This is a genomic window from Carnobacterium sp. TMP28 (genome assembly GCF_047553015.1).
Classification (GTDB): domain Bacteria; phylum Bacillota; class Bacilli; order Lactobacillales; family Carnobacteriaceae; genus Carnobacterium_A.
This window is the reverse complement of the sequence record NZ_CP180212.1, coordinates 544,394-565,891: the sequence shown is the minus strand read 5'-3', so window position 1 is coordinate 565,891 and position 21,498 is coordinate 544,394. Positions and strand designations below refer to the sequence as shown.

20 protein-coding genes are annotated in these 21,498 nt (G+C 33.9%); 5 read left to right on the top strand and 15 right to left on the bottom strand.

What is annotated here, in order from left to right:
- Nucleotides 1-40 precede the first annotated feature (40 nt).
- Genes ACMHYH_RS02775 through ACMHYH_RS02765 form a run of 3 tightly spaced genes read right to left on the bottom strand, consistent with a single transcriptional unit; the run spans nt 41 to nt 2,754 of the window.
- Nucleotides 41-844, bottom strand: a complete 804-nt coding sequence (locus tag ACMHYH_RS02775) for an ABC transporter ATP-binding protein (protein ID WP_414839850.1) — start codon at nt 842-844, stop codon at nt 41-43.
- 16 nt (nt 845-860) lie between these two features.
- Complete coding sequence (locus ACMHYH_RS02770; RefSeq protein ID WP_414839849.1) at nt 861-1,745, bottom strand: ABC transporter permease; 885 nt, start codon at nt 1,743-1,745, stop codon at nt 861-863.
- A gap of 28 nt (nt 1,746-1,773) precedes the next feature.
- Nucleotides 1,774-2,754, bottom strand: a complete 981-nt coding sequence (locus ACMHYH_RS02765) for an ABC transporter substrate binding protein (protein WP_414839848.1) — start codon at nt 2,752-2,754, stop codon at nt 1,774-1,776.
- 551 nt (nt 2,755-3,305) lie between these two features.
- Between ACMHYH_RS02765 and ACMHYH_RS02760 the strand changes: the two genes are divergently transcribed.
- The gene (locus ACMHYH_RS02760) at nt 3,306-6,257 is read left to right on the top strand and encodes a transglycosylase domain-containing protein (protein WP_414839847.1); all 2,952 of its coding nucleotides are present in this window, start codon (nt 3,306-3,308) and stop codon (nt 6,255-6,257) included.
- Between the two features lie 60 nt (nt 6,258-6,317).
- Here ACMHYH_RS02760 and ccpA read toward each other — a convergent pair whose 3' ends face one another.
- Nucleotides 6,318-7,322 carry a catabolite control protein A gene (ccpA, locus tag ACMHYH_RS02755; RefSeq protein ID WP_414839846.1) on the bottom strand — a complete coding sequence of 335 codons (1,005 nt, stop codon included), beginning with the start codon at nt 7,320-7,322 and terminating at the stop codon, nt 6,318-6,320.
- Nucleotides 7,323-7,549: 227 nt separating this feature from the next.
- On the opposite strand from ccpA, the gene ACMHYH_RS02750 reads away from it, so the two are divergent.
- A complete protein-coding gene (locus ACMHYH_RS02750) occupies nt 7,550-8,650 on the top strand; it encodes a M24 family metallopeptidase (protein WP_414839845.1) in 1,101 nt (366 codons plus the stop codon).
- A gap of 224 nt (nt 8,651-8,874) precedes the next feature.
- Here ACMHYH_RS02750 and ACMHYH_RS02745 read toward each other — a convergent pair whose 3' ends face one another.
- Nucleotides 8,875-9,399 (bottom strand): YtxH domain-containing protein, encoded by a 525-nt coding sequence (locus tag ACMHYH_RS02745; protein ID WP_414839844.1) that lies wholly within the window; start codon nt 9,397-9,399, stop codon nt 8,875-8,877.
- 54 nt (nt 9,400-9,453) lie between these two features.
- Nucleotides 9,454-9,876: a DUF948 domain-containing protein gene (locus tag ACMHYH_RS02740; RefSeq protein WP_414839843.1), complete on the bottom strand. Its 423-nt coding sequence runs from the start codon at nt 9,874-9,876 to the stop codon at nt 9,454-9,456.
- A 333-nt stretch (nt 9,877-10,209) separates the two neighbouring features.
- Between ACMHYH_RS02740 and ACMHYH_RS02735 the strand changes: the two genes are divergently transcribed.
- On the top strand, nt 10,210-11,106 hold the full coding sequence (locus ACMHYH_RS02735) for a mechanosensitive ion channel family protein (RefSeq protein WP_414839842.1): 897 nt from the start codon (nt 10,210-10,212) through the stop codon (nt 11,104-11,106).
- A 43-nt stretch (nt 11,107-11,149) separates the two neighbouring features.
- A complete protein-coding gene (locus tag ACMHYH_RS02730) occupies nt 11,150-12,283 on the top strand; it encodes an MGDG synthase family glycosyltransferase (protein WP_414839841.1) in 1,134 nt (377 codons plus the stop codon).
- Nucleotides 12,284-12,339: 56 nt separating this feature from the next.
- Here the strand turns inward: ACMHYH_RS02730 and cbpB are convergent, their stop codons facing one another.
- The 4 genes from cbpB to racE form a co-directional block, all read right to left on the bottom strand.
- Nucleotides 12,340-12,816, bottom strand: coding sequence for a cyclic-di-AMP-binding protein CbpB (gene cbpB / locus ACMHYH_RS02725; RefSeq protein ID WP_414839840.1), 477 nt, complete (start codon nt 12,814-12,816; stop codon nt 12,340-12,342).
- 115 nt (nt 12,817-12,931) lie between these two features.
- On the bottom strand, nt 12,932-13,447 hold the full coding sequence (locus tag ACMHYH_RS02720) for a metallophosphoesterase (protein WP_414839839.1): 516 nt from the start codon (nt 13,445-13,447) through the stop codon (nt 12,932-12,934).
- A 13-nt stretch (nt 13,448-13,460) separates the two neighbouring features.
- Nucleotides 13,461-14,825, bottom strand: coding sequence for a ribonuclease PH (gene rph / locus ACMHYH_RS02715; RefSeq protein ID WP_414839838.1), 1,365 nt, complete (start codon nt 14,823-14,825; stop codon nt 13,461-13,463).
- Between the two features lie 24 nt (nt 14,826-14,849).
- Entirely contained in the window at nt 14,850-15,659 is an 810-nt protein-coding gene (gene racE, locus ACMHYH_RS02710; RefSeq protein ID WP_414839837.1) for a glutamate racemase, read from the bottom strand.
- A gap of 151 nt (nt 15,660-15,810) precedes the next feature.
- Between racE and ACMHYH_RS02705 the strand changes: the two genes are divergently transcribed.
- Complete coding sequence (locus ACMHYH_RS02705; RefSeq protein ID WP_414839836.1) at nt 15,811-16,326, top strand: YslB family protein; 516 nt, start codon at nt 15,811-15,813, stop codon at nt 16,324-16,326.
- Between the two features lie 285 nt (nt 16,327-16,611).
- On the opposite strand, the gene ACMHYH_RS02700 is transcribed toward ACMHYH_RS02705, so the two are convergent.
- The 5 genes from ACMHYH_RS02700 to ACMHYH_RS02680 all read right to left on the bottom strand — a co-directional run bounded on the left by ACMHYH_RS02700 (nt 16,612) and on the right by ACMHYH_RS02680 (nt 21,473).
- Nucleotides 16,612-17,076: a PH domain-containing protein gene (locus tag ACMHYH_RS02700; protein WP_414839835.1), complete on the bottom strand. Its 465-nt coding sequence runs from the start codon at nt 17,074-17,076 to the stop codon at nt 16,612-16,614.
- A 22-nt stretch (nt 17,077-17,098) separates the two neighbouring features.
- Nucleotides 17,099-17,812, bottom strand: coding sequence for an alpha/beta fold hydrolase (locus ACMHYH_RS02695; protein ID WP_414839834.1), 714 nt, complete (start codon nt 17,810-17,812; stop codon nt 17,099-17,101).
- A gap of 165 nt (nt 17,813-17,977) precedes the next feature.
- Nucleotides 17,978-18,289: a thioredoxin gene (gene trxA / locus ACMHYH_RS02690; RefSeq protein ID WP_085560436.1), complete on the bottom strand. Its 312-nt coding sequence runs from the start codon at nt 18,287-18,289 to the stop codon at nt 17,978-17,980.
- A 163-nt stretch (nt 18,290-18,452) separates the two neighbouring features.
- Nucleotides 18,453-20,822: an endonuclease MutS2 gene (locus tag ACMHYH_RS02685; RefSeq protein WP_414839833.1), complete on the bottom strand. Its 2,370-nt coding sequence runs from the start codon at nt 20,820-20,822 to the stop codon at nt 18,453-18,455.
- Between the two features lie 102 nt (nt 20,823-20,924).
- Nucleotides 20,925-21,473 (bottom strand): CvpA family protein, encoded by a 549-nt coding sequence (locus ACMHYH_RS02680; RefSeq protein WP_414839832.1) that lies wholly within the window; start codon nt 21,471-21,473, stop codon nt 20,925-20,927.
- Between the last annotated feature and the right edge of the window lie 25 nt (nt 21,474-21,498).

The window sequence follows — 21,498 nt, the reverse complement described above, 5'->3', positions numbered from 1 at the left end:
ACAAAAAAAGGTTAGGACAAGTTAGTGTCCTAATCTTTTTTTATCCTAAAATTAATGCGTCATCACTAACGCGATTGCCACTATTTTTATGAAACAACTCTAGCAAATCTGGAACAGTCATCTGTTGTTTTTCTTTGCCTTTCACATCGACAGCTATTTGCCCGTTATGAAGCATAATCAAGCGATTGCCGTATTCGATTGCATTTTCCATGTTATGCGTAATCATCATTGCTGTTAATTGCTCTTCTTTGACTATTTTATCTGTTAATTCTAATACCATTTTACTTGTTTTTGGATCTAGCGCAGCTGTATGTTCATCAAGTAAAAGTAATTTTGGAGACTGCAAAGCAGCCATTAGTAACGTCAGTGCTTGACGTTGTCCACCTGATAATAAGCCAACTTCCATCTTTAGGCGACTTTCTAAATTTAAATCTAATTGTTTGAGTCTTTCACGAAATTCTACGCGCTGTTTCTCTTTTACACCGAGGGATAATCCCCTTTTTTTGCCGCGTTTATAAGCAACTGCTAAGTTTTCTTCTATACTCAAACGAGTAGCTGTACCCATTTTAGGATCTTGAAAAACACGTCCGATATGTTTTGCTCTCTCAGCTGTCTTTTGACGCGTTACGTCTTCTCCTGCTAGATGAATACTTCCTGAATCTACGAGAAAACTACCTGCAATACTGTTTAATAAAGTCGACTTCCCAGCACCATTGCCACCAATAATCGTAACAAATTCTCCTTTTTCAATAGTCAAAGTTAGGCCCTTAAGAACATGATTTTCGTTAACTGTTCCAATTTCGAAACTCTTATGGATATTTTTTACTTGTAAAATAGCTGTCATATTGTTGATCTCTCCTTCACTTTATAGCTTGTTTCAGTTTAACTTTAGATTTCTTTTTTATTAGTGGAGTAGAAAGAGCAATAGCTAAGATAAGTGCAGAAAATAACTTAATATCTTGTGGATCAATACCTAGTTGTAAGACTAAGTCGATAATTAAACGGTAAACAATTGAACCAATAACGATGGTTAATAACCGTTTAGCAAAAGATAATTGATGAAAAAGAACTTCTCCAATAATAACAGATGCTAGACCAATAACAATTGTACCAATCCCCATTCCAATATCAGCATAACTATTATTTTGAGCAATTAGTGCCCCAGACAGAGCAATTAAACCATTGCTCAGCATATAGCCAATAATCTTCATTGCATTAGTATGAATTCCATTTGCTTCACTCATGGCTTCATTATCCCCAGTTGAACGAATAGCTAAACCTGTTTCTGTATTGAAAAATAAATACAAAAGAAAAATAACCAATAAACTTGCAAATAAACCAACAATCAAGACAGACATACGACTAGTTAAGCCGTATGATTGAACTGTCCGCATGAGTGTTTCTTTGCCTAATAAAGTAACATTTGCTTTTCCCATAATTCTTAGATTAATTGAATAGAGTCCTGTCATTGTCAAAATCCCTGTTAATAATGCCGGTATTTTAAGTTTTGTATGCAACAAGCCAGAAACAACGCCAGCTAACATACCACAAAACAGTGCAATAAAAGTAGCTAACAGTGGTGAAAGCCCTGCAACAATTAGGCTTGCACACACCGCTGCTCCTAGTGGAAAACTTCCTTCCGCTGTTAAATCAGCAATATCCAATATACGAAAAGTCAAATAGACACCTATGGCCATGATAGACCACAATAGTCCTTGTGAGATACTTGATAAGATAATACTCATAGTGTAGATAACTCCTCTTTTTTACTTTTTATTCTGGTACGACAATACTTGCAGGATCAATTCCTAACGCTTTAGCCATGTCTTCATTAATAACTAATTCTAAATTATTTGATGTTTCAACTTTCATATTAGCAGGTTTTTTACCATCTTTGATAATTTCTAATGCCATTTTTGCTGTTTGGCGGCCTAGATCTGAGTAGTTTATTCCGTAAGTTGCTAAAGCGCCGGCTTGCACCATTTCTGCTGAACCAGGGATAACAGGTAGCTTGTACTCCATGGCAATTTCTCCAACAGTAGGCATTGTACTAGCTAACGTATTATCCGTTGGGATGTAAACAGCGTCGACCTCTTGAGCCAATGTTGTCATTACTTGTTGAACATCATTTGTTGACGTTACCGTTAAGATTTTTACCGCTACACCTTTATCTTTAATTGCTTTCTCAGCTAAATCTGCTTGGATTTTTGAATTAGGCTCACTCGAATTGTAAATAATTCCTACTGTTTTAGCTTCAGGAGCTACTGATAATAATAAAGCAATCTGTTCTTCAATCGGAACGATATCGCTTGTTCCTGTTAGATTTTTATTTGGTTTTTCCATAGTTTCAGCAAGTCCCGCATCAACTGGGTCAGTTACTGCTGTGAATAAAATGGGGTCTTCTTCTGTTACATTTGCTAAGGCTTGTGCTGCGGGTGTTGCAATTGCTAGGACAACATCATTTTTGCCCGCTAAACGCTCGCTCATACTCTGTAAGTTCGCTTGATCTCCTTGAGCGTTTTGGTAATCGACTGTTAAGTTTTCATCTTCGATGTAGCCAGCTTCTTCAAACTCACTTAAGAAACCTTCACGTGCTAGTGACAATGATTCATGTTCCATATATTGTAAGATTCCAACATTTATACCTTCATCTTTTCCATTATCTGCTTCGTTGCTCGTACCACAACCTGCTAATACTATTCCTGCCAGCAGTAATCCTAGTCCCGTTTTCCATACGTGTTTGTTTTTTTTCATTATCTTTTCCTCCTAGTTTTTTTTATCAAATTATTCGTTTAGAAACTAAAAACACCCACTTAGATAAACGTACAATCTAAGTGGGTGTTACTTGTTATTTTAAAAAAGATAAAATAGGATTCTTGCACCACTTAGATTTAACTTTCATCTATGTGACGCATTCAGCTCAATACAAAATGCCTTAGCCATCATAGATACAAACATCACTGTTTCCTGTTTGCATCCAAGTAAGACCTGTCTACAAACAACTTCTAAAATAGCTAAAGAAATAATTATTCAGTTGTGTTATATTTTTTGGCAGACAGTTCATATCGATTCCCTCACAATCTATTTTTTGATAACTTTAGTATAGAAAAAATATAAAAGATTGTCAATCCTTTTATTAGATTTATTTAATAAACTTATCATCTTAAACTCATTTTAAAAGATTTTTTGAAACAATTTAGCTTATTTTAAAGATGTTTTTAGTCAAAAGTTAGGTTTTTTTCCGACTTTTTGATATAATCAACGGAGTAACTTTGAACAACATTATGAATTTGAGGTGAAATTATTTGAAAGAACCAAAAAAAAATACTATTCCACTTTTTCTAACAAAAATAAAAAACTATTTTGTGAAATTAAAAAAAGATCTGAATAAAAAATGGTCTTCTTTTAAAGAAATTAGAAAAAATAAAGCGAATAGGCCAGAGCAAAACAATAAACCAGATAGGCCAGATTCTGGCTCGCCTAAAGATAGTACTGTAAGTTTAAAAAAATCAGCAACTAATCCTAAAACAATTGAGGATAAGTTTATTGGTATTTTATTGGCTATAAAAATATGGCTTGTTGTACAAGGTAAAATCATTAAAAATCTATTTACTAAGAAAAATAGCGACGACGCTAATCAGCAAACTGATGAACAAAAGACTTCTTTGGATCGTTATCGCTCTTTCTTATTTGGTTTTAACGTTACGTATACCGTTATCAAAAACCTTTTTGTTGTACTAGTTATTTTCATTCTAGTTGGCATTGCTTTTGCAGGTGGAACAGGATTAGGCTACTTTGCTTATCTTGTTTCTGAAGATAAACCACCTACTTACAAAGAAATGACTGCTGATTTAAAAAATGTAGAAACAACTTCCTCTATTTTTTATGCTGGTGGTGAATTGATTAGTGATTTGAGGGCTGATTTGAAAAGAACGACTATACCTTTGAAAGATATGTCTGGTTTAGTTCAGAAGGCTATTATAGCTACAGAGGATGAATATTTTTATGAGCATCATGGTGTTGTCCCTAAAGCTGTTGCCCGTGCTTTATTTCAAGAAGTTACTGGATCAAGTTCTGTTTCTGGTGGTTCTACACTAACTCAGCAATTAGTTAAGCAACAAATTCTGACTAACGAAGTTTCATTTAAACGTAAAGCAAATGAAATTTTACTTGCTTATCGTCTTGAAAACTTTTTTTCTAAAGATGAAATCCTAGAATCTTATTTAAATGTTTCTCCTTTCGGAAGAAATAATCATGGTGAAAATATAGCTGGACTCTATGAAGCTTCTTATGGTATTTTCGGTATCGACTCAACAGAATTGACACTGCCACAAGCTGCTTTTATTGCAGGATTACCACAAAATCCAATTGTTTATAGTCCATATGCTCAGAATGGAGAAATTAAAGAAGACTTATCAACAGGGTTTGCTAGAAAAAATGAAGTCTTATTCAGAATGTATCGCGAAGGATACATCAATAAAGAGGAGTATGATGCAGCAAAAGGGTATGATTTAGCTGCCGACTTTATTCAACAAGACTCAACGACTAAGCAAAATAATTCTTATATCTATAATGCTGTTGAGAAAGAAGCACGCAAGGTCCTAATTGAACAACTCTATACAAAAGACAAATGGACCGCTGCTGATTTAGCAGCTGATAAAAGCTTGTACGATGAATATTATGAAAAAGCAGATGAAAAAATGCGTATGAATGGCTATCAAATTCATACGACTATTGATAAGACTGTCTATGATGCTATGCAGAATGTTGTAGTTAGCAATGCTGATAATCTTGGTTATAAGAAAGAAATAAACTGGACCAATCCTGATACCAATGAGGTAACGACAATTGTTGAACCCGTTCAAAATGGTAGTGTGTTATTAGATAATGCCACAGGCGCTATTCTTTCGTTTGTTGGTGGTGTTGATTTTAATATTTCCCAAGTAAATCATGCATTTGATACGAATCGATCGCCTGGTTCTACTATCAAACCTATTCTAGTCATTGCACCTGCTCTTGAAAATGGTACGATTACTCCAGCAACGATTGTTCCAGAAACAGAATTAATCGTTCCAGATGGTATTACAGGTACACATGAAGTTACGAACGATGGGGGCAGAGTACCTGGTACATGGATTAGTGCTCGAAAAGGGCTAGCTGTATCTAGTAATATCGTTATGTCAAGAATCTACATGGAAATGCAAAAATCATTTGTTCCAGGAAACTACCTTCAAAAAATGGGTATAGGGACCGACTCGATTGCAGAAGAAGAGTATAAAAATATTTCTTTAGCTATAGGTGGTACTAAAGGTGGGGCCTCTGTATTAGAGCAAACTACAGCATTCGCTACCCTAGCTAATAGTGGAACACATACTGAAAACTATATGATTGAATCCATTAAAAGTTCAACTGGTGAAATGCTTTATGAGCATGAAAAAAAATCTAATCCTGTTTTCACTCCCCAAACAGCCTATCTAACTATTGATATGTTACGAGATGTTTTAGATGCTGGTACTGCTACTGACGTGAAAAGCCAGTTAAATTTCAGTACTGATTTAGCTGGTAAAACCGGAACTTCTGAAAATGAAAAAGATATTTGGTTTATTGCTAGCACACCTAAAGTTACCTTAAGTTCTTGGATTGGCTACGATAATTTTGTTGAAGAGAACTATTTGGATGAGTATTCTGGTCCAGGTAATTCTGGAAGGCGAAATCGTGCTTATTGGGCTCAGCTTGCTAATGCTATCAATAATGCTAACTCATCTATTATCGGATCTGGTCAGTCTTTCCAACAGCCGGGAGGAATTGTTTCTTCAACTGTAAATGAAAAAACAGGGACTAAAGCTGGAAAAGTAAAACTAGGTGCTGAAAAGGAAATCATTGTTTCTGGAGAAACAGTAAGTGAATTATTTAATAGCCAATATCTTCCAAAAGGCGCTACGTATAATTTTGCTCTTGGGGCAAATAATAAAGACTTGAAAGACTTTTGGAACGGAATAGTTACTGCAGAGGCTAAAGAAAAAGCTGAAAAAGCTAAAATTGAAGCTGAAGCGAAAAAGAAAGCTGAGGATGAAGCTAAAGCTAAAGCTGATATTGAGGCTAAAAAGAAAACCGATAGTGAGGCCAAAGCTAAAGCAGACGCAGACGCTAAAGCTGATGCAGATGCTAAAAAGAAAGCTGAGGATGAAGCTTTAGCTGATGCCGATGAGAAAGCAAAAGCTGATGCTGAAGCAAAAAAGGAAGCTAGCTCTGAATAGTCATTTACTAGAATAAAAAGACCCGATTGAAAGAGAAACTCTTTCAATCGGGTCTTTAATTTATTTTGACGTTCCTCGGTTTGCGATATGATGGGGTAAAATAATCGTTTTTTCGTCTACTTCTTCTTTGTTCATTAATTTTGTTAATAAACGCATAGAAACAGCACCAATATCATATAATGGTTGAGTAATTGTACTCAATTTAGGACGAACCATTTCAGTTAATTTTGAATTATTAGCTGTAATTATTTCAAAATCTTCTGGTATACGAAGATTTGCATCTAACGCACCATTTAAGACTCCTACTGCTAACTCATCGTCGCCAATAAAGGCTGCTGTTGCACTAGCTTCAGCTAACTTAGAGAAGATTTCTTCTCCAGCTGAGAAAGTGTAATCTGTTTCGAAAATTAAACTCTCATCAAAAGTAACTCCTGCATCTGATAAAGCTTTTTTGTATCCCTTCATACGATAAACACTATTAATGGGCTCATCTTTTTGAGAACCTGATACAAAAGCAATTCGTTCGTGCCCTTTGGCTAACAGTTCAGCAATAGCTTCTCCAGTTGCTACCTCATAGTCAATATTAACACTTCCTACTTGGTTATCAGGATCAACTGTACCTGCTAAAACTACCGGAATTTTTGATCTTGAAAATTCCGCACGTAATTCATCTGTAATTTTATGTCCCATATAAATCAATCCGTCAACTTGTTTTGCTAGTAAAGTATTTAATACGTTGACTTCTTTCTGATCATTTTGATCAGAATTAGCTAAAATAATATTGTATTTGTACATTGTCGCAATATCATCGATTCCTCTTGCCAACGATGAGAAATATAAATTTGTAACATCAGGTATAATTACCCCTACTGTCGTTGTTTTTTTACTAGCTAATCCACGAGCAATAGCATTAGGCCTGTAATCTAAGCGGTCGATAACTTCTAATACTTTTTTACGAGTAGTTGGCTTTACATTTGGATTTCCGTTGACAACTCTAGATACCGTTGCCATTGATACATTCGCTTCTCTAGCAACATCATAAATTGTAATCGTTTGTTTTTCCATATATCTTATCTCCTTTAATTTAGTTTCATTTAGTCATTTGTCTTATTCTAATACAATTTATCAAACTTTCACAAATAATGCAAGCGTTTTACTTGTGTTTTCATGAAAATTTCATTTTATATTTTCATAAAGTTTTCTTTATAACTATCGATTCTTGCCTTTTATTATTTTTTTCTAATGATACAATTAGTTCAGTTCAAAATATACTAGAAAGTTGGGAATAGACGATGACAAATAAAAAACTAACTTATTTAAAAGAATGGTTGATAGAAAGTAAGATTGATTGTGCTTTATTGACTGATCCAGAAAATATTGCTTATTACAGTGGGTTCAAAAGTGAACCACACGAAAGAATTCTAGCACTTGCTATTTTCCCGTTTACTGATCCGTTTCTCTTTACACCTTCTTTAGATATGAAAGATGCTCAAAATAGTGAATGGCCATTTTCTGTTTATGGTTATCTAGATAACGAAAATCCTTGGTCTATCTTATCTAAAAAAATACAAGAATCAGCAACTAATACAGAATGTTTTGCAATAGAAAAAGCTTTTCTAACTGTCGAACGCTATGAAAAAATTTGTTTCTATTTTGAAGACTCAACATTTGAAAATGTATCCGAAAAAATACAAGAGATGAAATTAATTAAAGATTCAAGTGAAATAAAAAAGATGATTGAAGCAGGTAAATGGGCAGATAAAGCTTTAGAAATAGGCTTTAATAGTATTAAAGAAGGAATCTCTGAAGAAGAAATCGTTGCTGAAATTGACTATCAATTAAAGAAACAAGGGATTAAAGAAATGAGTTTTGAAACGATGGTTCTAACCGGTGATCATGCAGCGAGTCCACATGGAGTTCCTGGTGCAAGAAAAGTTAAAAAAAACGATATGGTTCTTTTTGATTTAGGCGTAGTTTATAATGGATACACTAGCGATGTCACCAGAATGGCTGTTTTTGGCAAACCTTCTAAAGAAGCTGAGAAAGTATATTCTATCGTGCTTAAGGCCCATCAAGCTGCTATTGCAGCAGTAAAGCCTGGTGTAACTGCTGGACAGCTAGATAAAATTGCACGAGATATTATCACAAATGAGGGATACGGAGAGTATTTCACTCATCGTCTTGGACATGGGTTAGGTAGCAGCGTTCATGAATTCCCTTCTATTATGAAAGATAGCGAGTTCATCATTAAAGAAGGAATGTGTTTTTCAATAGAACCTGGAATTTATATCCCAGAGGTTGTAGGTGTTAGAATTGAAGACTGCTTATATGTTACAAAAAATGGCTGTGAACTTTTTACAGCTACACCTACAGCTTTTAAATCTATTAGTTAAAAAATAAGCACACTTACTTTTGAGTCCTTTCTCTACTAAAAACAACTAAAAGGTTTCCTTATATCAGAAGATGATATAAGGAAACCTTTTAGTTAGTCTAAACTATTTCTGTAAAACTTCCTACTTTTCACTATCAAAAAGAGTCGGTTGTTCTATACTGTAGTCCATGATATTTTTTTCAATCTCTCTCTTTAATGAATCTGAATCTAATTTTATACTTGTTCTTAATTCAGCTTTTTTTTTTCAGCTTCTGCTTCTGCTTCTTCAGCTACTGCTTTAACATCTTCTGACGCATCTTTAGTAATTTCTGATAAATCTTCTGAAGTATTTTCAACATTTACTTTAACGTCGTCAACAGTTGCTGCAACTTTTTCTTTTGTTTCAACAGCCGTTTCGGTTAAATCAGACTTTACTTTATCTGCATTGACCATCAAATCTTCTTGAATGTCTTTCAAATCTGCTCCTACTTCTTTAGAAGTTTGAGTTAACTGCTCTTTCATTTGAGACGCTGTATCTTTTAAGCTAATTTTTATATCTTCTGATGCATCTTTAGCAACATTTTTAATTTCTGTTCCTTTTTCTTTTGCAATTTCTGAATAATCTTTTGCTGTATCTTTAGCATCTGAAGCCTGTTTAGCTAAATCATCACGCAATTCTTTACCAGATTTTGGTGCAAATAATAATGCTGCAATACTAGCTGTTGCTGCTCCGATAAACGTACCCAATAAAAATCCATTTTTTTTAGCCATAATTAATTTCCCCTTTTTTTGAATTAACTTATTTTTATTTCTCTTTTAACTAACTTAGTTTGATTTTCGTTTTCTTTTTAGATTTAAAGCTGTTTTCCCAACTTTTGTTATCATTCCTGCTTTTACTGTTTTCTTAGTTGTTCCAGAAACATGTTCAGCTAAATTACGCGTTGACGAATTCAAGCTAGATACTGAAACCCCTAAATCACCAATTGCCTGGAACACTGGATCTGTTTTATTTAATTTTCCGTTTACATCATCAAGCGTTGTGTTCGTTTTATTCAGTAGACCTTCGACTTCAATTAATAACTTATCCGCATCTTTAGTTATTACTTCAATACTGGTATTTGCTTCTTTTACAGTTTTAGAAACTTCTTCAATTACTTTTGAGATTTTTAATAATACCACGATTAAAAAGATGACTAATGCTGCAAATGCTATTGCAGCTATCAAAGCTGCTATTTCTCCACCTGTCATATTAATTCCTCACTTCCTTTATTTAGTTAACCTTGCTTAATTATATAATAGATTACGACTACCAAACGGTAAAAAATAATCGTCTTAGTGTAAAATAATATAAAATTCTTTCATATTTAGAATACCATATCATTTTTACCACTTCAAATGATATGGTATGAATTTCTAAATAAACTGTATCTAAAAAACAGCAAATTACTTATCCTGAAATTATTTCTAAAGTCATCCATTTAGCTAAACATGTTGAGAGTTTATTTTCCTTTCTTTTATTAATTTGTTATGATTGAAAATAGCAACTTATTTCAAAATCTAAACATTAAAGGAGTTTTTTCTATGAACAATCAATCAGACAGCTCAGTGACTACAGAAGTAGTAGATTCCGTTGCAAAACAAACGTCATTTTTTATAGAGTTTTGGCAAAATATCGATTGGAAAAGTTTATTATCTGCTGGTATTTCTAAAGCTATTCAAATGTTTTTTTTCTTTTTCGTTTATTTTATCATTAAGAAAATTGGAAATGTATTTATTACTCGCACGTTTAAAAATTATCGTGGTAAAAAAAATATTTCTCTCAGTCGTTTGGATACTCTAGATAACCTAACTCACAACATCTACAATGCTGTGCTTGGATTTTTTTTAGCTTACGCGATTTTATCGGAAATTGGCATTCCTGTTGGGACATTATTAGCTGGTGCAGGTGTTATTGGTCTAGCATTTTCTTTGGGAGCCCAAGGCTTTGTTAGCGATATCGTAAATGGTTTCTTTATTCTTCTTGAAAAGCAAGTAGATATTGGAGATGTCGTTACATTTAGTGATATCACAGGTACCGTTGTTGATGTTAATTTAAAAACAACTACTGTTAAAAGTTTTGATGGTACACTAAATTTTGTACCTAATCGTTATATTACTATCGTTAGCAATCTTTCTAGAGAAGATATGCGTGCTCGAATAAATATTCGCCTAGAGCCTAGTGTTGATATGGAAAAAGTAAATACAATTATAGAACAAGTAAACGAACGATTCGTTCCTTTACATCCTGAAATCACACAAGAGCCGGTTAGTTTAGGACTAATGGATATTGGTGATGGGTTTTTGGCTGTACGTATTCATATTTTCACATTAAATGGTAGTCAATACGATATTCAAAATATCTTTTTCCAAGAATATGTTGGAGCTTTAACAAAAGCAGGAATTACTATACCAGCAACTCCTGTAAAAATAACTCCTTGAGTCACAAATTTAGTTTTATTAGAATGAAAGGACTGAAAATACATTGAACTCTCCAAAAATTTTAATTTTGACAGGCAGCTATGGAAATGGTCATTTAGAAGTAACTCATGCTTTAGTCGCTGAGTTAAAAAAACGTGGCATTACTGACGTTGTTGTTTCAGACTTATTTCATGAAGCTCATCCTATTTTAACTAATTTTACTAAACAACTTTATCTGAAAAGCTTTACCAAAGGCCAAAGTATTTATGGTTTTTTATACTATAATTCAGATGCCCGCTTAACGGACTTTAGAATTGATCGGATTATTGATCGTTACGGTTATATGCGCATCAGTGAGTTAATGAACACCTATGCTTTCGATGCTGTTATCAATACTTTTCCGATGCAAGCTCTTCCCATCTATCAACAAAAAAATCACCACAATATCCCTTTTGTAAATGTTTTAACTGATTTTTGCTTGCATTCTCGTTGGCTTTCTGATGAAATAGATCATTTTTTTGTAGCTGGCGAATCATTAAAAAAAGAATTAATAGATTCTGGTGTCTCTCCCCAAAAAATAACCGTTTCTGGTATTCCTATTAAAGAAGAATTTTATCGTGCAAAAAAAGAGGACTTGGATAAAAAAGAACCACTTAATCAAGCAAAAGAATTATTAATTTCAGCTGGAGCCTTTGGTGTGATAAAAGATCTTCCCATATTGATTGAAGAACTGTATTCTCAAAGTAACCTTACTATTACTGTAGTCTGTGGTAGAAATCAGGAACTTTATGACTTACTTACTATAAAATTTGAAGCTGTTTCATCAATTTCTATTTTAGGCTATGTAAAAGATATGGCTTCTCTTATGAGGAAAGCAGATCTCATGATTACTAAGCCAGGTGGGATTTCTCTTTCAGAGGCATTGGCTATCCAAGTGCCATTAGTCTTAACTCCAGCTGTACCTGGTCAAGAATTGGATAATGCTAAATTATTTGAGTCAAAAGGGATGGCTATCGTCTCTTATGAGGAAGAAGAAATTGTTCCTGCTATTTTATACTTACTAAAAAATCCAGCATTCTGTACTGAAATGATGGAAAATATGAAAGAACATTTCTACCCAAATGCTGCTGCTTTAATTATTGATGAAGTTTTAACTATTAGCAAAACAGCTCCCTATTTAGAAAATCTTTTAGATTAAAAAACTGCTTATGTATAAAAAAATACCATAGGAGCACAAGCTCCTATGGTATTTTTTTATACGTATTCTTTTTTGCGTTTGACATCGTATTTATTTTCAAACTCATGAGCAATTCTATTCGTTGCTTTAAGTATTTCACTACGCGTTACTATACCAGTAAAACTGCCATCTGATGCTGCTACACAGACAAATGAATTGCGTACAAGTAAATGCAACACTTCTTCTAAGTCGTATGGGTTTTCGATTACTGCAAAATCTGTTTGCATCACATCTTCAACACGAATATCTCCAAGTTTATTAAAATCAACATCTTCAATGCTCGTTATGGCATCAATGACCATCGACATAGAAATTAATCCTCGTATTTTGTAGGTTGAATCTAAAACAGGAATAACCGTATATCCTATCTTCGTTAAGACTAATAAGGCATGATCTAGATGGTTTGTCATTTGAATGTGTGCAACTTGTTCTGCGGGAATTAAAAATTTTTCTTTATTTTCTAATAGCATTTTCCCTATTTCTTTACCTATCATGTCTGCTAATTTCCTTTCTCACTAATGGTATCTGTACCCATTTCAAGTGACGACACACTAAGCTAATCGTCTATCTTACCACATCTGTTTTCTAAATTTATTTAATTTTGAGTTGCTAAACTCTAACAAAAGAACAGTTTAATTCTTCAATAGGCTGATGTAGTCTGTTATAATACGATACTTGAATAGTATCTTTTGTTGTTTCAACAATCGCATAAGTTTTTATCTTATGTGCTCCTCGAGGCAATAAAATACTGCCAGGATTTAGCACTAAAATTCCTTCTATCATCTCTACTCCTAATTCATGCGTATGCCCAAAAAAAGCAAAAGTTGCTTGTGCTTCTTTTGCCGTAAATACTAGAGTCTGCATGGACTTCTTCACATCGTGTACATGCCCGTGGACCCAAACTATTTTTTCTTGACCTATTTCTTTGGTTTGAAGCAGTGGATACGATTGGTCAAAGTCCATATTACCCTTTACAGATTTCATATCTTCCCAAACTGAATCTGTCTCAGCCAACTCTGAATCACCACAGTGAATCATTGCATCAACTTTTCCTTGATAGGTTTTAATGAGCTCTGTTAAAATATCTCGATCACCATGACTGTCACTTACAACTAATAATCTCATTTCATCCACTCCATTATTCATTTATTTGATCAGTTAACCAATCATCCCATACTTGTTCTAGCTTTAATAATGCTTTTGCTCGATGACTTTTTTTATTTTTTTCCACATCAGACAACTCTGCCATTGATTTTTCTATATCTGCAACATAGAATAATGAATCATAACCAAAACCATTCTCACCACGTGGTATGCCTAGTATTATTCCTTCTACTTCACCTTCAACAACTAAACTCTGTTTGTTAGGGTAAGCTAAGGCTAATGTACAATGAAATTGTGCTGTTCTCATTTCTCTTGGAATAGCGGTTAGTTCATGCAAAAGTTTAGCATTATTTGCAGCATCGCTCTTAGGCTCACCAGCATAACGAGCTGAAAAAATCCCTGGTCGACCTTCTAAGGCATCGACTTTTAATCCTGAATCGTCAGCTAGTACTATCATATTTAATTTATTTGCGATAGTTTCTGCTTTTAGTAAAGCATTTTCAGCAAAGGTTGTTCCTGTCTCTTCTACTTCAGGAATTTCTGGATAATCCAATAATGTTTTAACTTGAATCCCTTTTTTAGCAAATAATGCTTCAAATTCACGAGCTTTACCTTGATTATTTGTTGCAATTAAAATCGTATCTGGCAAAACAGAACTATGATTTTTCTCTTTGGTAGGCTCTTGGTTACATACTTGATTTTGGATAGCTATTAATTCTGCTATCCCTTTTTCTCCAAGTTCAAGCATTTCCATTAATTGTGAACCTGAAAAGGTTGATTCTTCACCAGTACCTTGTATTTCTGAAAATTTGCCGCTTTCTGTCATCACGATATTCATATCAACTGCAGCAGAACTATCTTCAGAATAATCTAAATCTAATAATACTTCATTATTTTTTGTTATACCAACGCTAATCGCTGCAATTGTCTCTTTAATAGGATTTTCTTTAATCTGACCACTTTCTACTAACGTTAAGATAGCTATTTTCATTGCGACAAAGGCACCCGTAATACTAGCTGTACGCGTTCCACCGTCTGCTTGAATAACGTCACAATCTATTGTAATAGCTCGTTCTCCTAACTTGTCTAAATCAACTACAGAACGCAGTGTACGAGCTATTAAACGCTGTATTTCCATTGTCCTACCTGTCAGCTTACCTTTCGCAGATTCTCTTATAGTTCTTGTGTTCGTAGCTCTTGGCAACATCGCATATTCAGCATGAATCCAGCCTTTTCCTTGTCCACGCATAAATGGTGGAACTTTTGTTTCAATCGTTGCATTACAGATAACTTTTGTATCGCCAAAAGTTACTAGCACCGAACCTTCAGGATGTTTTAAGTAATTTGTTTCAATCGTCACGCGGCGAAGTTCATTATTCTTTCTAGCATTTTTACGCATAATTTCCTCAATTCTACTCTATTTTTAAAGTCCCAATTTAATGTGTTCTATCGTCTTATTTTCTATTTCAAGCCATTGCGAAGCAATCGATTCAAACAGTTGAACCGATCCTGTTGTATAAAAATTGTACTCTGTTTCTTTATTATCTCCACTATCTACAGCTAAATGAAAATAGTCTAAAAGGGTACTTAATTCACTGACTGTCTCTGCACCTGAATCAATTAACTTAACACCATCCCCCATTACATTTTGAATAATAGGTCGTAACAAAGGATAATGGGTGCAGCCTAAGATTAGCGTATCTAAGTTCATGTTTTTTAAAGGGCGTAACGTTTCAGCAACAACTTTTTTTGCAATCGCGCTGTTATATGCGTTACTTTCTACCAATGGAACAAATTTTGGACAAGCTAAACTTGTGACGATTGATTTAGTATCTTTGGACTGAATCATTTTTTTGTATTGGTCACTTTTAATGGTTCCTTCTGTCCCGATAACGCCAATACGATTGTTTCGAGTACTCTTTATAGCTGATCGACTACCTGGTAAGATTACTCCTATCACGGGAATCGCTAATTTCCTTTTGATATCTTCTAAAGCAGCCGCTGTTGCTGTATTGCAAGCAATCACTAGCATTTTAATGTCTTTACTTAATAAAAATTGTGTCATTTGCCAAGTAAATGCTAAAATTTGCTCCTCTGGTCTAGGGCCATAAGGGCACCTTGCAGTGTCCCCAACATAATAAATAGATTCATTCGGCAATTGTCGAATAGCTTCTTTAACTACCGTTAATCCGCCTACTCCTGAATCGATAAAGCCTATTGCTTGTTTTTTCATGTTTTAACAACCTTTATCTAAAGTTAATTTGCTTGTTAGCTCTATCTTCTCTTTTTTTCAACAATAATTCAAGTCTTATCGGCAAAAAAAGATAGGTTTCTATCCTATTGCACGCTATAATAGAGTAGTATAAACTGCGAGGTGAAAAAGAATGGCTAAACAAAAAACAACCATTGATTTAAATTTATTTGAAGAAAATAGTCCTTTTTTTGGGCAAACAGTGTTGCGTGATGTTTTAATCCCTAACTTATTAGGAAATGAAACAAATGAGATTTTATATTGGGCTGGAAAAGAATTAGCAAGACAGTATCCACTATCTTCTATAGAAGATACCATTCTTTTTTTCGAAAAGGCACATTTTGGTACCCTTGTATTAAATAAACGCACTAACCACAGTCTTATTTATCGATTAATAGGTACTCATGTAGAAAAGCGCATAAAAAATGTTAAAAACGTGTCTTTTAATCTAGAAGCAGGATTTTTAGCTGAACAAATTCAGCAACAAGAAATGAACTATACAGAAGCTTTTTATGAAATAGATACTAGAAAACGTGTGGTTACCATTACCTTGAAGCAAGATACAAAAGATTTAGAACCTATTGAACAAGCGGATGTCTTTTTTACTTTAACTAAAAAAGATGATTCATTAGATGACCAACTATTTTAGTGACAAATACTAACTATAGTACCTCACCTATCAAATTAATTACCTGATACTGTTAAAAATAAGTGAGTTGTCTACTTTTATTTTTTGTCTAATAATCTAGCCTAAATAAAGTAGAATTGTTGATAAAGTCGGAGGTTGTGTCTATTAGACCCTTACTTGTCAACTTTTTTATTGGATATTTTTTCGAACAGAGGAAGAAAAAGAGGTATCGAACTAATCTCGATACCTCTTTTTCCCTTATTTTTTTAAAAAAATTCTCTGAGACACTTTTACTAAGTTGAACGATTACTTTTTACTAATAGACTCTATTTCTATTTTAGGAACACGCTTTTTTAACTCTATGACAAAGGCTGCTTTATCTTTAGGAGACAGTTTAATTGTTTTCGTTCCTACTTTTGTTTGGTAAGAAAGAGCTAAACCATCTTTGGAACTCAACGCTCTTTCTCCATTCAAAAAATCTGGCAATCGATAGTAGACTTCTTTTGCTTTTATTAGTTGGTCGTATTGAATTTGTTTAATAAACAAGCCTTTTCTTATCAATATACTCTCTTTATTGAATGTGTAAGAAATAAACCATGCTGCTGATAGCCAAGATAATAATGCAATCCCCAATAATCCCCATCCTATCCATTTAAACCATTGGTTAAAGGGTACGGCTGTTAGCACTACAATCAAACTAATAACAAATAAGAAACTGTTAGATGAAAATAATATAAGTAAAAAACTATCTCGTTTTGTATGAAAAGTCATTTTTTATCCTCCTGTGTTTGCATTATACTAAAAAATCTTTAACCAGTGTATTAAATAAATCCGGCTTTTCAAGCATCAAAAAGTGCGTCGTATCCGGTAAAGTAATTAGAGTACTTTTTACGATTAAATCAGACATCTTTTTCGTATGACTCTTTTGAATAACGTCATTCTCTCCAACCACTAGAAGTGTCCGTGCCGTTATTCTTTTTAAATCATCGTCATCCAACTTTAGTTGATGCCACATTAAGTCGATAACTTCTTTGCGTTGTTGGCTAGATTTGGAAAAAATTCCTGCCCATTTTAAATAATCATACAGTAATTTCACTTGTATAAACTCTTTTTTCTTTAAGCCTTCTGGTCTATAATTAGCTCCCACAATAATCAGTTCCGCTACTTTCTCAGGATAATGACTGGCTAAATACAATCCAATATTGCCACCATCACTAAAACCGAGGACCGCTACTTTTTTTAATTGAAAATAGTTCAATAGATAGATAACATCACTTGCTATTTTTTCAATTGTTAATCGCTCTTTACCGTGATCAGAACGTCCATGACCACGACTATCTAATGCAAAAACTTGATAATATTTGCTGAAATAAGCTATTTGGTTAGTAAAAATAGTATGATTTTCTTCATTCCCATGCAGTAAAAGTAACGGAGTACCTTTTCCACTTACTTGGCAAAATAGCGAATCTTCATCTATTAAAATAGTGTAATCTTTCATTTTATTCATCCTTTTTATTGCTCACTTCATTTATTCACCTTAAACTAGTCTAACATATTTATTGATTGATTTTTTTATTTTAATCACTTAGCTAGTCAATAACGATTAAAATAAATAAAAAAACTAAAAACAACCTCTGTTCACCAAACAGAAGTTGTTCTTAGTTTTTATCTTTTACTTATATTTTGCAATAATTTCTTCAATTTGTTCTTTACCATGATAACCGATTAGTTTCTCAACTACTTCGCCATCTTTTTTCACTAATAATGTTGGAATACTCATGATTCCAAATGAAGCAGGAACCGTTTGATTCTGATCAACATCCATTTTTACTATTTTAACTTGATCGCCTATCTCTGTGTCTAACTCTTCTAAGACTGGAGATTGCATACGACAAGGGCCACACCATGGTGCCCAGAAGTCTGTTATTGAAATACCTTCATTTGTTTCTAATTCAAAATCTTTATCTGTTACTACTTGTACCATTTAAATTCCTCCTAATATATTAACTTATTAATAGTAAGTTATTCAACCTTTATCTATTGTACCAAATAACTTTAACAATTTCTACTACTTTAACTTATTAATAGTAAGTTCTTATTTCTTTACTTAGTATAACAAATAATCTTATTTATTTCTACTATCTTGCTTAAGATTTAAATTCTACTATTGTAGCACCATTACCACCCTGATTGTTAGGTGCATAATGGAAACTTTTTATTGAACGGTGTTTCTTTAATGCTTCTGTTACACCCGTTCTCAACGCTCCAGTACCTTTTCCATGAACAATTGTTACTTGCGGATAGTTAGCCAATAAAGCAGCGTCCAAGTATTTATCTAAATCAGCTAAAGCATTTTCATACCGTTCTCCACGCAAGTCTAATTGTGTAGAGACGTGACTAGTTGATGCAGATCGAACAGCTGTTGTCATGCGACGGGTTGGTTCTTTTTCAGGAGTCGTTAGTTTGATATCATTTTCTTTGATTTTCATCTTCAACATACCCATCTGCACAACCCAGTGAGTTTTATCTACTTTTTCTAACAGTACTCCTTTTTGTCCAAATGACATCACTTGCACATCGTCTCCCACTTTAAACGACTGATCAATTTTAGCTTTTTTTAATACTTTATTTTTAGCTAATGATTCTTCATGATGCAATTGTGCTAGGCTTGACTTTGCTCCTATTAATTCATGCTCTTTCACGTTATTCCCAAAGGGTTCTTGTAATTGCTTTTTACGTAAATCTTTGATAATTTGATCCGCTCGTTCTTCTGTTTCTTCAACAATTTTATTTGCTTCTTCATGAGCTTTCTTCATTAATTCTTCTCGTTCACTGTAGAATTGTTGAACAGCCGTTTGCAAATCAACGTGCAGTTGTTCGGATTCATCCAAATGATACCTGACTTCAAGGTATTCTGTTTCAGCCATTTTGCGGCGATTTTCTAAATCAGTAATCATCTCATTTAGATCTTGGCTTTCTGCGTCAATTAATTGACGTGCTGATTCAATAATCTCTACGGATAAGCCTAATCGCTTAGATATTTCAAATGCATTGCTTCGTCCAGGTACTCCAATTAACAAACGATAAGTTGGACTCAACGTATCTACATTAAACTCCATACTAGCGTTCACAGTACTTGGACGATTGTATCCATAAGCTTTCAATTCAGGATAATGAGACGTTACCATTACATAACTTCCAATCGATCCTATCTTATCTAGAATCGCAATAGCTAGTGCAGCTCCTTCTTGAGGATCTGTACCTGCACCTAACTCATCAAAAATAACCAGACTTTTTTCATCGCAATGATCTAAAATAGAAACAATATTTGTCATGTGCGAAGAAAAAGTACTCAAGCTTTGTTCGATTGATTGTTCATCACCAATATCAGCAAATATTTCAGTAAACAATCCCATTTGGCTGCCTTCAGCTACAGGTAGTTGTAAACCTGATTGACCCATTAGTTGCAATAAGCCCAATGTTTTCAAAATAATTGTTTTACCACCTGTATTAGGTCCTGTGATAATAACCGCTTGGTTTTCGCCACCAATTAAAATATCATTAGGGACAACTGTCTCTGAATCCAGCATAGGGTGTCTGGCGCTGAGTAAGCTTACCTCATTAGTCTCACTAATTAGTGGACGAGTAGCCGTTATACTTTTACCATAACTCGCTTTTGCACCAATAAAATCAAGTTTACCTAATAAAAACATATTGTTTACTATTTCGTTTGCATAAGGAGCAATTTCATTAGACAGTTCTGCTAAAATGCGATCAATTTCTTGTCGTTCTTCAATCTGTAATTGACGCAATCTGTTATTCAAATCAACAACCGATTGAGGCTCGATAAACAATGTTTGTCCTGTTGAACTTTGATCGTGAACAACTCCACCGAATCTACTGCGGTGTTCTGGCTTTACTGGGATAACATAGCGATCGTTACGCATCGTGACTACTGCATCTGTTAAATACTGGGCGTTTTTTCCTCGGATTAAACTATCTAATTTTTCACGGATCCCTGTCTCACTTCGCTTAATACCCGTTCGGATACCACGTAAAGCTGTGCTTGCATCATCTAGGACATGGCCGTCTTCTTCTATCGCTTCCCTTATTTGTTGGTTTAATGCCGGTGTTGTGATAAAGTTATCGGCTAAGTGATAAAGTGTGGTTAATTCGATGCCTGTTTCTTTTAACGTTTCAAAAAAACGAGAAACTTCTGACGTTGTTCTTAAAATTCTACCGATTTGTGCAATTTCTAACCCATTCAATGATGCGCCAATTTGAAGACGTCTTAAATGTGGCTTAACATTGTGGAGTTTAGGAATTGGCATCCCACCACGTAACCGTAAAATAGTTGCGCCGTCTTCTGTTTCATTTTGTAATCGTTCAATTTCAACTAATGAAATAGATGGCTTTAGTTCAAGCGCTTGTTCTTTTCCTAATTCAGAAGCCGTAAAATTAGATAACGTTTGACTAATTTTATTGAATTCTAATGTTTGAAATATTTTTTTATTCATCGTATTCACCTCTTCGTTCATCTTTTTTACTTAAATTAGATACTAAGAAACCGTTCTTTTAATTACTAAAGAACGATTTCTTAGTCACTTATTTACTAGGTATTAAAGGGTTGTTTGAATCCACCAATCATAAATTTGTTTTGATAAAACCGGTGTGCTTTCTACAATTGTTTGTGCTAAGCGACTATCATTAAAGGCATTTTGTATCGCGACAAAAGGCAACATCGTTAATAAGACTAAGACTAAAAAAATTCCTGTATAAGATACTACAAAGGCTAAGACTGCTCCACCTACTGTATTTAGTTGTTTTATTACAGGTAGATACGTTAATGGAGTGAATAAGCCGCCAATAAATCTCGTTAGTAACCATCCAATAAACACAATTAACATAAAAGCGACCCCATTATAAAAGGCCTGATCAAGATTAAAGCCTATTGCTTGGTTATAAAACACAAACTGTGTTCCTTCTGAAGCTGATGGATAAGGAACAAGCAAATCCAATTTTTCTCCTAAAGCTTTGTAATAGTTTGCCGCTAAAAAATAAGAAATAACATACCCTATCGTCAGTACAAGTTGTAGGACTAATCCTCTTCTAGCGCCACCATAAGCACCTAATGCTAGTATAATGAATAAAGCAATCGTTAGTAACATTTTTCCACCCTCTTCAATCAAAAAT